This window comes from bacterium (assembly GCA_022763185.1).
Classification (GTDB): Bacteria; Bdellovibrionota_G; JALEGL01; order JALEGL01; family JALEGL01; genus JALEGL01.
Genome location: JALEGL010000006.1, coordinates 198,087 through 211,166, shown reverse-complemented (window position 1 = coordinate 211,166; position 13,080 = coordinate 198,087). Strand labels below are relative to the sequence as shown.

The following is a 13,080-nucleotide window of genomic DNA, read 5'->3' as shown; positions in this document are numbered from 1 at the left end:
AATGAACAAGAAACTTGAACACCACTTTTATTCACCAGAAAATTATACCGCAAAGGCAAGAGCCACTGTTGGCTCTCATTGCTTAACAAAAGACTTTAACCAAGCATTGTGGTTTATGATTGGGGTTCCAGATGACCGAGGGGTAAAAAATAACTACGGTCGTGAGGGAGCAAAAGAAGGTCCCAAGGCGTTTAGAGAGGCTTTTTATAATCTGTCTTTGGGTTCAAATGCACCTACTCCAAACAGTATCTGTGACTTAGGCGACATAAAACTCGCCCGAGACCTTGCGTCCAGCCATGAACAACTCAAACACATCATTGCCCAGATCAAAACAACGTTTACTCAAAGTAAAGTTTTGGTCATTGGTGGTGGCCATGACATCGCCTATGCAGAAATAGCCGGTTGCCTTACCACCAAAAAAGATGCTCAAGATCATCATATTGTTAATTTGGATGCTCACAGTGATGTCAGGCCCTATGAAAAAAACAATATTATATCCAGCGGTACCCCTTTTTATAGACTGATCACTGAATGTGGTATTTTGGGCAAACACTACCACCCCTTTGGTTTACAAAAAGCATCTAACAATGCCCAGCTGGTTGAGTGGATGCAAGATCAAAACGTTGATGCTCACTGGCTTGAATACATGCCCACCGATACTCAGCAACTAAAAAAATTTTCTCAATTGATCACAGCCATGAACACCGTGCCTTGGCATTTCAACATTGATTTGGATGCTTTTGCAGCATGCCATGCCCCTGGGGTTAGCGCTCAAGCAAGCTTTGGCCTAAGCCCACAGATTTTGTTAGACTTCGCTCCTTACAACCTAGCTCTAAACTCTTTACAAAGCATGGGCATTTATGAACTCGCCCCCAAATACGATACATATAACAGAACGGCCAAACTCGCCGCCAAAATAGTCTACAACGTTATGAGCGCATAAAGAAAAAGTATTGTTTTATTTGAAACCAATTACCATTTCCCTTTAGCACCGCCTACCTGGAAAGAAGTTGATCTATAAAACTTAAATCACAGTAAAAGGCAAGGCAGTACCTTTTCTAACTCTATCTATTTATTGATATTTTATAGACTCTCCGTCATAATAGGAGTTTGTGAGCAAACCTTTAGACCAGCAACAATCTATCCCCTCTATTTTTTTTAGACATGTTCATCAACATGCGCATAAGCCTGTATTTGCTGATCCTATCGATGGTTCCTGGTCTTGGATTACCTGGCAAGAAGCAGCACAAATCATTGCTTCTTATGCCATGCACTTGCAAAGATTGGGAGTAGAAAAAGGGGATGCTGTGGCCATCATGGGAGAAAACAGCTCAGCATGGATTATGGCAGACTTGGCTGTTCAGAGCATTGGAGGTGTTACCGTACCTTTATACCCTAGTGGCTCTAAGCAACAAACAGAGTTTATTTTAAACCACGCACAAGTTAAAGTCGCTCTTTTGGGAGAGTCTGTAATTCAGCACCCAGCATTTAAACATTTGACCCCTTACACCCATTTAAAACATGTTTTGTCGATTTCACCCAAGAAGGTCTTTCAATCTCCAATCGATAACTTGGACAAGAGTAATCTCAACAATAACAATATTGATATCGTCTTAAGCCATATTAATACGATTGATCCAAAAAGCTTATCCAGTATTATTTATACTTCAGGAACCACAGGTCAACCCAAAGGTGTTATGCTAAGTCACAAAAATATTTTCTGTAATGCCTGGGATTGCTCTAGGGTTGTTGACAATATTGGCCCAGAAGATTGTCACCTTGCATTTTTACCCTTGTGCCATGCATTTGAACGCACTGCTGCAACCTACACCTGCATGATGACCGCCTGTAAAATTGCTTTTGCTGATGATATCAATAAAGTTTCTATTTATTTAGGTCAGATCAATCCCAGCCTCATGTTTACTGTACCAAGAGTTTTAGAAAAAGTGCATACAGCCATTTTAAACAAACTCCATCCCATGCCACTAAGAATCGGTAAGCTCATTCTACGTTATATTGAGCTTAACAGTACACGTCAATCACGAAATGCACTAAACCTTAAACAAAAATTTCTGATGACGATCTTTAAAAAGACATTTTTCAAAAAAATAACACATAAGTTCGGGAAAAACCTACGCTTCATTGTCTCTGGTGGAGCTGCGCTTAATCCTGATTTGGCCAAGTTTTTTAATGGGATTGAATTAACCATCCTTCAGGGTTATGGACTAACAGAAGCGTCTCCTGTTATAAGTACAAATCGGCCTGATAATCCCAAAACAGATACCGTCGGTCCGCCCTTACCCGATATAAGTTATAAAATTGATCCTGACAGCCATGAACTGATGGTCAAAGGTCCGAGTATAATGCTGGGCTATTTTAAAGACGATGAAGCCACTGGCAATGCTTTTTCTGAAGACGGTTACCTAAAAACCGGAGATATTGCCCAAGTTGATGCGGATGGGCATATTGTTATTACCGATCGCATCAAAGATATTATTGTTAGCTCTGGTGGTAAAAATATTGCCCCAAGCCCCATAGAAAACACTTTAAAAAGTAACCCTTATATTGAAAATGCCTGTGTGATTGGCGAGGGTAAAAAGTATTTATCTGTACTTATTGTCCCTGATCATCATGGTTTGGATCAGTGGATAAAACGTAGGCAAATCAAGGCTCTTTATCCCTTAAGTCAAAATGATCGTTTGCAACATGCCCAAGTGATCAAACACTATCAAAAGATTATTGATAAAACCAATGCCTCTCTGGCATCTTATCAGACACTAAAGTATTTCACTTTGCTTGAAGAAGCTTTTTCTCAAGAAAACAATACCTTAACCCCCACGCTAAAATTAAAGCGAAAAGAGATTAGACAGCTTTATAAAGCACAAATTGACACAATGTACCGTTAAAATAAATTATACTGATACAAGAGTATAAATGATTAAAATAAATATAGGTTTTTTAAATTATTTACTTGCATTTTTTTTTCAAAAAACCTATTCTCTTAGATGAGTCGTTTGGAGGTTGAGTTGCGACAAATTGTCGTTGAGTGTTGGGTTCCGCCATCTCATTTCCCCCTACAAAATGGTGCCTAGCATTTTGCAACCCTTTCCTTCTTACGACTCTTTTAATTTCAAGCACTTAAAAAATCAAAACATCTAAGAATCAAACGCAAGCTATCACATTTGCGTCATTATGCAAGCTCCTTTTGCAAGAGGCTTCGCTGTCAATCAAAAAAATAGTCTTTTTTAAGCATCTTTCCGTCAAACACTACAACCGATTATGCATTAACTGACTTGCATTAACTCAATGCGTTTATTCCACTGTTCTTGCAATATTATTTGAAGTTGCTGATGGTCTTGATGCTCTAAGCTTGGATCATTCTGAAGGAGATTCACGATGTAGTGCCTTACTTTTTCTAATAAACTTAAGTCTCTGGGAAATAATGCTGATTTAAAATTTGGAAAACCCGATTGCTCCCGACCAAAAAAATCACCTGGACCTCTGGTTTTCAAGTCTTCTTCAGCTAAAATAAACCCATCTGTGGTTGAAGCAAATACCTGTAAACGCTTTTTGGCAAGCTGTGAAATACCTTGCGGATGTATTAAAAAACACTTTGCTTCGTGTTCACCTCGCCCAACTCTTCCGCGTAATTGATGTAGCTGAGACAAACCAAATCGCTCTGGATGCTCAATCACCATAATACTGGCATTGGGAATATTTATTCCTACCTCAATCACCGTTGTCGAGACCAAGATATCCAATTCATGTTTTTCAAAAGCCTGCATGATGGCATTCTTTTCATCACTTTTCATTCGGCCATGGACTAAACCAATTTTATGATTGGGAAATACACTGTTTTGCAATTGCTCAGCCATACTGCTTGCATCTTTAAGGTCTACTTTATCTGACTCTTCAACCAGAGGATAAATAATAAATGCCTGTCTACCCTGCTGCACAGCCAACTCTATATGTTGATAAACTTCATGCCTTCGTCTTTCTGGGCATACATGCGTAACAATGGTTTTTCTTCCTTGCGGCAATTGCTTGATTTGACTGACATCCAAATCACCATATAAAGTTAAGGCTAAGGTTCTAGGAATGGGGGTTGCAGACATGACCAAAATATCTGGATTATCGCCTTTATTTTTTAATTTTGATCGTTGATAAACGCCAAAACGATGCTGCTCATCAACAATCACCAAACCTAATTTTTCAAATATCACGTCATCTTCTAAAACTGCATGCGTTGCTACAACAATATTAATATCTCCCTGTTTTAATTGTTTAAGCAGTGCAACCTTTTCTGATTTTTTTTGTTTTCCCAACAAAAGTGCCAGCTTTATATTGAAGCCCTCAACAAGCTTTATTATGCTTTGATAATGCTGCTGACATAAAACTTCTGTTGGCGCTAAAAAAACCACTTGGCTGCCATTATCAACGGCATGCAAAGCCGCTAAAAGTGCAACAATGGTTTTTCCACTCCCCACATCTCCCTGCAAAAGCCGATTCATCGGGGACTGATTTTTCATGTCTTCTAAGATTTGTTTTAAAACCGTCTTTTGATCTTGTGTTAAGGCAAAAGGTAAATCATGTAATAGCTTTTCTTTTGCTTTTGAAGGCAAAACATGGGCAATGCCTAAATGTTTTTTTTGAATATTTTTACGTAGGTACATGGCTAATGTATAAAAAAATAATTCTTCAACAATAAATGTTTTTTGTAAGCCGTAGATCTCCAAATCTCTTAAAATCAACTGCGGGTAATGCAGCTTTTCAATACTGTTTTTTGGGTGGTTTAAATTCAAGCCTTTACAAAGATCTTTTGGCAGCACACAGGCAATTTTTTTTATATGCTGAGTTAAGGCGGATAAAATAATTTTTCTCAAGGTTTTTGGATAAACGCCCTGCACATCTTTGTATATGGGAACAAGCTGGCCAAAGCTGCTGTGATCTAATTTTGTCCCTTGTGCCTCTATATCAGGATGATGCATTTCAAAACCTTGCCCATACTGTTTTATTTGACCATAAATCAATAAGCTTTGCCCAACTTTGCATTGACTGGCCAATTGTTTTTCATAAAAATGAAACCACTTTAACTTCAACTCCCCATGATCATCTTTAACAATGACTTCATAGACGCGCTTTCGGGCTCCTTTGTAGTAAGCGACTCCAGAAAAAACAACCTCTGCCACAACAAAACAAATCTGACCATCCTGTAAGTTTTTTATATCTGTACGGTGGCGTCTATCTTCATATTTTTTGGGAAAAAACTTAAGCAAGTCTTCAACTGTTTCAATGCTTACTTTTTTAAGCTTCTTTGCTAAAGCCGGTCCAACACCCTTGATATACTGAACCGATTGATTCAGTTTTTTAAAATCTTTTTGCCATTGCTCAATATCAATCGGTGTATGCTCTTCTTCTTTGAAATATTGTTCCTTCTGCTCAGGTTTTTCCATACTATTGCTTGCATTACTTTCAAACGATGGCAAATGGCTTGGTTTTTCTTGGGTACAAATGGATTCAATCAATAAGACTGTTTGTTGTTTCTCTAACAAACTTTTATCATCATAAGCTACTAAAACAGACTGTATATGTTGGTAAATATCTGCGGGTATGGTGCTTTTGTATTTTTCTAAAACCTTAACCACATGTGCTGCAAAATTATTCACAGCCACTGGACTTTTAAAAGATGTCTTTTTTAAAAATTCAATGGCATTAATAATTGCTTGCAGGTCTGAATACAGCAAAGGCATAACATAGGTTTTTAACGTAAATTTCAAGATAAAGACAAATATTGCCTCTACTCTCTATAAAATACTTCCAGCATTTATGTGCTTGGGCTTTTAAGCATACATGGTTTGCAAAGCTATGGGCTCTACTTTACCTTGTTTGATTTTTTCTATCGCCTTGGAGGCAGCCATTGCTCCTTGCAAGGTCGTAAAATAAGATACGCCTTTTTCTAAAGTTGAACGCCGTATAGAGTAAGAATCTTTCACGGATTGTTTGCCCATGGTGGTATTGAACACCAAGTCCACTTCACCATTGACAATCTTATCAACAATATGTGGTCTGCCTTCAACCACTTTATTCACTTTTTGTGCTGGCACTCCGTGCTCAATTAAGTATTGAGCTGTTCCCCGCGTGGCTATTATAGAATAGCCATTATCTCGCATACGCTTGGCAATGTCCAAGCACTCTTCTTTGTCATTATTATTCAAACTCATAAAAACTGTACCGGATAAAGGTAATTCATTCCCAGCTGCAATCTGTGCTTTGGCATACGCCACTTCCCAAGACATATCATTACCCATGGACTCTCCAGTAGACTTCATCTCTGGCCCTAAAATGGTATCTGATTTTGAAAACTTTAAAAATGGAAAAACCGGTGACTTGACAGCAAAATATTTAAGATTTTTCAAATCAATTTTAGGCAATTTTTCAATGCTTTTGCCCATCAAAACATCCATGGCCATGGCAACCAAGTTTCTCCCCACAGCTTTACTCACAAACGGTATGGTCCGTGAGGCTCTGGGATTGACTTCAATCAAATACAAAACATCATTTTGAATGGCAAATTGAATATTTAAAAAGCCTTTAACCTTTAATGCGGCTGCAATTTTTTGAGTATGATCTTTAATTTGCTCCATCAATTTTTCTTTAATTGAAAAGGGTGGCAACACACAGGAGCTATCGCCTGAGTGGACACCCGCTTGCTCAACATGCTCCATGATACCGCAAACCGTAGCGTTTTGACCATCACTGATTGCATCCACATCCAGTTCAATGGAATGATCTAAATAATGATCCAACAGTATATGCTGCTGCTCAGTAAAGCCAATATTGCGTTTTAAGTAATTTTCCAATTCTTCTTGTGAGTAAACAATTTCCATTGCCCTTCCACCTAAAACATAAGACGGTCTGACCACCAATGGATACTCAATGCTTTTAGCCACTTGCAAAACTTCATTAAAGTCTTGTGCAATGCCATTTTGCGGTTGTTTAATGTTGAGCTCTTGCAATAGAGTTTTAAATCGTTCTCTATCCTCCGCCAAATCAATGGCATCATAATCTGTTCCTAATATAGACCAACCTTTATCGGCAATCACTTTGGCTAACTTTAGCGGCGTTTGCCCACCAAATTGCAAAACAACGCCATCAGGCTGTTCACGCTCTAAAATATTGAGGACATGTTCATAACTTAAAGGTTCAAAATACAAACGATCTGAAATATCATAATCTGTAGACACCGTTTCTGGATTACAGTTGACCATAATGCTTTCAACATCCATCGCCTTTAGAGCCAGGCTTGCTTGCACACAACAGTAATCAAATTCTACCCCTTGACCAATTCTATTGGGGCCGCTGCCCAAAATAATCACTTTTTTCTTGTTACTTGGTTCAGCTTCACTGGCATGCGCATAACAAGAATACAAATAATTGGTTGTTGCTGCAAACTCACCGGCACAGGTATCCACCACTTTATAGTTGGGTAAAACATTATTTTTAACTCGATGATTTCTCACACTATCTTCATCAACTTTGAGCAATTGCCCCAAACGATGATCAGAAAAGCCCAAAGACTTATAATGGTGCATATCCAAAGCTGAAATTTTTTCTAGGCTTTGCTCTTGAATTTTATTTTCTGCCACAACCACTTGATGAATTTGAGCAATAAACCATGGGTCAATTTGTGTGGCTTCAGCAAGATCTTCAATGCTCATGCCACGTTTTAAAGCTTCTGATAGCAACATGATTCTTTGTGGCGTTGCCGTTCTGACTTGGGCAAAGACTTGTTCATCGGATAAAGTGTGCGCATAGTCTGGATTTAAACTTAAACCATTAAGATTAATTTCTAGTGAGCATAAAGCTTTTTGAAAAGACTCCAAAAAATTTCTACCCATGCTCATTACCTCACCCACCGCTTTCATTTGAGGCGACAAACTACGGTTAGACTCAGGAAACTTAGCAAAATCAAAACGTGGGATCTTAGTCACCACATAATCAATACTCGGCTCAAACGATGCCTTGGTCACTTGCGTAATATCATTGCTAATCTCATCTAAGGTATAGCCAACAGCAAGTTTGGCAGCAATCTTGGCAATAGGGTAACCTGTGGCCTTTGAAGCCAAAGCAGAGCTGCGTGAAACTCTTGGGTTCATCTCAATAACATAAACTTCACCATTTTCTGGATTCACCGCATACTGGATATTAGATCCGCCAGAATCAACACCAATTTCACGCATGATTTTTAACGAGTAGTCTCGTAACTTTTGATAATCTTTGTCGCTGAGTGTTTGGCTTGGCGCCACAGTAATACTGTCTCCGGTGTGAACACCTACGGGATCTAGATTCTCAATGGTGCAAACAACCACAACATTGTCGTTTTTGTCACGCATCATTTCCAACTCATACTCTTTCCAACCTAAGATGGACTCTTCTATTAAAACCTCAGAAATAGGACTGAAATGCAGGGCATTGAGCACCAGTTTTTCAAACTCTTTATCATTGAACGCCATGCTGGCACCTGAGCCACCCAAGGTAAAGGATGGCCGGATAATTGCTGGTAAGCCTATTTCTTCTTTGAGTTTTCTGGCTTCCTCTAAACTATGTACATAACCATTCTTGGGTTGAGGAACACCAATTTTATTCATGGCTTGTTTAAAGCGCTCTCTATTTTCAGCTTTTTCAATCGATTCAATGTTGGCGCCAATGACTTCTACATTATACGCTTCAAGTACCCCTTCTTTGGCCAAATCCATGGCCAAGTTCAAGGCAGTTTGGCCTCCCATGGTAGAAAGCAAGGCGTTTGGTCGTTCTTTTTCAATAATTTTGCTTAGAGTTTCTACATTCAAAGGCTCAATGTAGGTCACATCTGAATAAATAGGATCGGTCATAATTGTGGCAGGGTTTGAATTAACCAAAATCACTTTATAGCCTTCTTCTTTAAGCGCTTTTAAGGCCTGAGTGCCACTGTAATCAAACTCACAGGCCTGCCCAATAACAATTGGACCAGACCCAATCACTAAAACACTCTTTATATCTGTTCTCTTTGGCATTTCACCCTCTCTTTATCCAAATAGAATAACCTTATATTTCTAACACAGCTCAACTTTTATCCTTTTTTTGCTGCATAACTTGCGCTCTTAGCTGTTTAATTTTTTCTAAGGAGTAGACATCTTTGATATCCACATGTGAAAACTGTTGACGCCTATGTGCCATATAAGCAAAGTCCAAAACAGTTGATATATTTTTTCTCACCAAATGCTGATTGTTTTTCAGCTCTTTTTTAATCACTGCACTTGCTTCCACACTGTGCGCAAAGATAGTATCCATGATATGAATTTTGTCCTGATATTTAAAGATCCGGGCGTCAATGACTTGGTTTTTATTTAAGCCAAGCAGCGCTTTTTCTTCAATACAAGATTGATCTAAGGTGTAGGTTGTTTTGGGTTGATACAAAAGATCTTCTAAAATATATTTTTTGATGTTTTTTATATTGAATAAACTGCGCTGACTTTCCAGCAGCGCTTGTAAAAACTCTTTATCAACAGCGTCCTGATGCGTTTTAGCAAAGTGTTCTGCGGGTGTTTCTCTTTCTTTATCCAATATTCGATCCAAAAGATACCACTCTAAAAAACCAGAAATTTTAAGTTCATAATCCGGTTCATCTTCAAAAGCCTTACCGGCTTCATCGAAGTAATCTTTTTTGGCTTCAGAAAACTCTTGCTGATAGCGCTCTTCTGAAAAAAAATCTGCTATTTGTCCCAAAACTTCTTTATACATCGCTTAAAATCCTCAAAAATATACTCTGCATCATTGGGGCCAGGAGATGCTTCTGGATGATATTGAATGGACTGTAATGCAATCGACTCAATATCAAAACCTTCTACGGTATTATCGGTTAAATGAATATGCGTTAACCGTAAATCTTTGTATTGTTTTACACCTTCGTTTTTTAAACTCTCAGCATCCACTGCAAAACCATGGTTTTGTGCAGTGATTTCAATTTTATTTTTGATCTTATTGTGCACCGGGTGATTACCGCCATGGTGACCAAAATCAAGTTTGTAGGTTTTTGCTCCAAGGGCCAATGCTAAGATCTGATGACCCAGACAAATTCCCAATATGGGAAAACGACCAAAACACCGTTGCAAGACTTCTGGCAAACCTTCAACCGCGTCTGGATCTCCAGGGCCATTGGACACCATGATTCCCTTTGGACTCAATTGAACAATCTGTTCAAAGCTGGTGTTATAAGGCACCACTTCCACTTTAAAACCCAAAGCCGCAAGATGACGTAAAATATTATGTTTAACACCACAATCAATCACCACCACACAATCTTCACTTTGACTGTCTGGATTCCAGGTATAGGGCTGCTTACAACTGACCTCCCCTGCTAAAGCTGCCCCTTGCATATCAGGGATATCGCTAAGCTTTGCTTTTAAATCTTGGATATCATAATCACCACAGGCCACTACACATTTCATGGCGCCTTTTTCCCTAATTTTCAAAGTAATATACCGGGTATCCACTCCCTCAATACCAACAATATTATTTTCTTTTAAATAGTTGGCTAGACTTGCTTCATTGCCATAGTGACTTGGATAATCAACATAATTACCCACCACCAGGGCACTGGCCCAAATATTTTTGGATTCCCAGTCTTGCTTATTGGTGCCATAACTCCCAATCATGGGATAGGTTAAGGTTAACACTTGGCCGCAGTAAGATGGATCGGTGAGCATTTCCTGATAACCGGTCATGGACGTATTAAATACCAACTCACCACAGGCAATGCCTTGCGCACCAAAACCTTTACCCTGAAGAACAGTACCATCCTCCAATAACAAAAGTGCCTTCATTTTAATATTCTCCATAAACTATTTTCCCCTCAACAAAGGTCATCAACACTTTTCCATACAAATCAATATCCCATAAGGGTGAATTGCTAGATTTAGAAAAGTTATGGTCTTGACTCAACTTTTCTCCTTTTTTTTGCATAAAAACACATAAATCTGCCTTGCTGCCAGGTCGTAACGTACCCGCATTCAAGTGTGCCAATTGAGCGGGTTGTGTACTCATTCTCTCAATGAGACTGAATAAACTCATTTTTCCTTCGTCCACCATCTGCAAACTGCTGGCCAATGCCGTTTGTAAGCCTAAAATACCGTTGGGAGCACTACAAAATTCATGACCTTTTTCATCTTCTGTATGCGGGGCATGGTCTGTTGCAATAACGTCAATCAATCCTTCTGCTAAGGCTGCCTGCAATACAACATTGTCCGCATCATGCCGCAAAGGTGGGTACATTTTGGCATTGCTTTCATACTGTAAAATACTTTGTGTTGTTAAAAATAAATGATGCGGGCAAACTTCAGCACTGATATTGGTCATCTTAGGCTTGATTTTGCGTAAAATTTCAATGGACTCTTTGCAGGATAGATGTGCCAAATGCAAATGGCATCCGGTTTCACTGGCTAGAGTTATACTTCTTAGAACATCCATGGTTTCAACATCACTATCTAAGCCTTCTAAGCCCAATTTTTTGGCAACCTCGCCGTTGCTGATGGTGGTCTTTCCTTTTGAAAGCTCTAAGTCTTCGCAGTGTTCAATAACAGGAACATTCAATTGTGCTGCAAGCTGCATGGCAGCTTTAAATACTTGGGTTTCTTTGCAAGGCCTGCCATCATCAGAGAAAGCGACACAGCCTGCTGCTTTTAATTCTTCTAAGGGTGCCATTTTCTCTCCCATCAAAGACTTTGAAATTGCACCCACTGGGTAAACATGGCAAACCGCTTCTTTTTTGGCTTTCTCAACAATATAACGCGTGGTCTCAACATTATCATTGGGTGGATAAGTATTGGGCATGCACATGACTGAGGTATAGCCTCCAGCAACAGCGGCCAAAGAACCACTTTTTAAGTCTTCTTTATGCACTTGCCCTGGATCTCTAAAATGCACATGCATATCCACCAAACCAGGAGCAACAAAGCACTTTTCATCAAGATCAATGCTTTGATCAAGAGATGAAACTGTTTCTTGAGGATCAAGAATGGCCTCTACAATAGAATCCTTGATCAATATGTTTTTTTTGGCATTTAAATTTTGGCTAGGATCTATAACAACTGCACCTCTAATCAATGTCTTCATTAAGTTTGCCCCCCAAGTAAGATATCAAAAATAGCCATACGCACATAAACACCATTGTGTACTTGTTTCCAAATGAGACACCTTTGATCCTGTAAAACCTCTTCATCAATTTCTACATTTCTTCTAAACGGCCCAGGATGCAAAATTAAAGCATCTTTTTGCAACAACTTCAAACGCTCTTGATTTAAACCATGGTGCTTTAAGTAACTTTTATTTTCAGCATGCCCGTTACTGTGCTCGGTGACTTGGTCACCCCAACGCTCATCTTGCGCTCTGAGCATCATCACCACATCACATTCAGCAAGGGCTTGGTCTAAGTTATCTTTGTACTCTAAGTGGGTGATATTCTCTGCAGATTTTAAATACTCCGGCACATAGGCCCAACATTCTGCTTGCATTTTGTGCATTAATTTCACATTGGAACGCACCACTCTACTGTGTTCCACATCCCCAACAAACAAAACTTTTAACCCTGGCAAAGATTTATTGTTTTGTTGCAAGGTAAACACATCCAACAAAGCTTGGCTGGGGTGGCCTTGTTTGCCATCTCCAGCATTGATCAAAATCATATCTTCCGGCAATTCATCTCTTAAATTAACATAATACTGATCCTGTGGATGACGAATCACAAAACAAGCTATCCCAGTGGCATAAAGAGTCAAAAGGGTATCGAGCAAACTTTCACCTTTTTCAGTGCTGCTTTGTTTGGCATACAAATACATGGGTCTGTGATTTAAATACTTGGCCGCCAGTTCAAACGAAACCCGAGTACGTGTGCTATTTTCCCAAAAACATAAAGCAATATCTCTGCCGTATCCAGTTGTTGTTAACGTGTTTGGATGCGAATAAAACTCATGGGCTTTTTGAAAAATACGTTCAATATCATTCAGGCTTAGATCATCAATATTGAGCAGATGCTGCGCCATAAGC

8 protein-coding genes are annotated in these 13,080 nt (G+C 39.1%); 2 read left to right on the top strand and 6 right to left on the bottom strand.

Features of this window, described 5'->3' with window-relative positions:
• The first annotated feature begins 1 nt into the window (after window position 1).
• A complete protein-coding gene (locus MRY82_03655; protein MCI5072027.1) occupies window positions 2–943 on the top strand; it encodes a formimidoylglutamase in 942 nt (313 codons plus the stop codon).
• 169 nt (window positions 944–1,112) lie between these two features.
• On the top strand, window positions 1,113–2,906 hold the full coding sequence (locus MRY82_03650; protein MCI5072026.1) for a long-chain fatty acid--CoA ligase: 1,794 nt from the start codon (window positions 1,113–1,115) through the stop codon (window positions 2,904–2,906).
• 378 nt (window positions 2,907–3,284) lie between these two features.
• On the opposite strand, the gene recG is transcribed toward MRY82_03650, so the two are convergent.
• The 6 genes from recG to MRY82_03620 form a co-directional block, all read right to left on the bottom strand.
• Entirely contained in the window at window positions 3,285–5,777 is a 2,493-nt protein-coding gene (gene recG / locus MRY82_03645) for an ATP-dependent DNA helicase RecG (protein ID MCI5072025.1), read from the bottom strand.
• Window positions 5,778–5,840: 63 nt separating this feature from the next.
• On the bottom strand, window positions 5,841–9,053 hold the full coding sequence (gene carB, locus MRY82_03640; GenBank protein ID MCI5072024.1) for a carbamoyl-phosphate synthase large subunit: 3,213 nt from the start codon (window positions 9,051–9,053) through the stop codon (window positions 5,841–5,843).
• Between the two features lie 49 nt (window positions 9,054–9,102).
• The gene (locus MRY82_03635) at window positions 9,103–9,780 is read right to left on the bottom strand and encodes a hypothetical protein (GenBank protein ID MCI5072023.1); all 678 of its coding nucleotides are present in this window, start codon (window positions 9,778–9,780) and stop codon (window positions 9,103–9,105) included.
• Window positions 9,753–10,877 carry a glutamine-hydrolyzing carbamoyl-phosphate synthase small subunit gene (gene carA, locus MRY82_03630; GenBank protein MCI5072022.1) on the bottom strand — a complete coding sequence of 375 codons (1,125 nt, stop codon included), beginning with the start codon at window positions 10,875–10,877 and terminating at the stop codon, window positions 9,753–9,755. Before carA ends, MRY82_03635 begins: the two co-directional genes overlap by 28 nt.
• On the bottom strand, window positions 10,864–12,150 hold the full coding sequence (locus MRY82_03625; GenBank protein MCI5072021.1) for a dihydroorotase: 1,287 nt from the start codon (window positions 12,148–12,150) through the stop codon (window positions 10,864–10,866). Before MRY82_03625 ends, carA begins: the two co-directional genes overlap by 14 nt.
• Window positions 12,150–13,076 (bottom strand): aspartate carbamoyltransferase catalytic subunit, encoded by a 927-nt coding sequence (locus tag MRY82_03620; GenBank protein ID MCI5072020.1) that lies wholly within the window; start codon window positions 13,074–13,076, stop codon window positions 12,150–12,152. Before MRY82_03620 ends, MRY82_03625 begins: the two co-directional genes overlap by 1 nt.
• Window positions 13,077–13,080 lie beyond the last annotated feature (4 nt).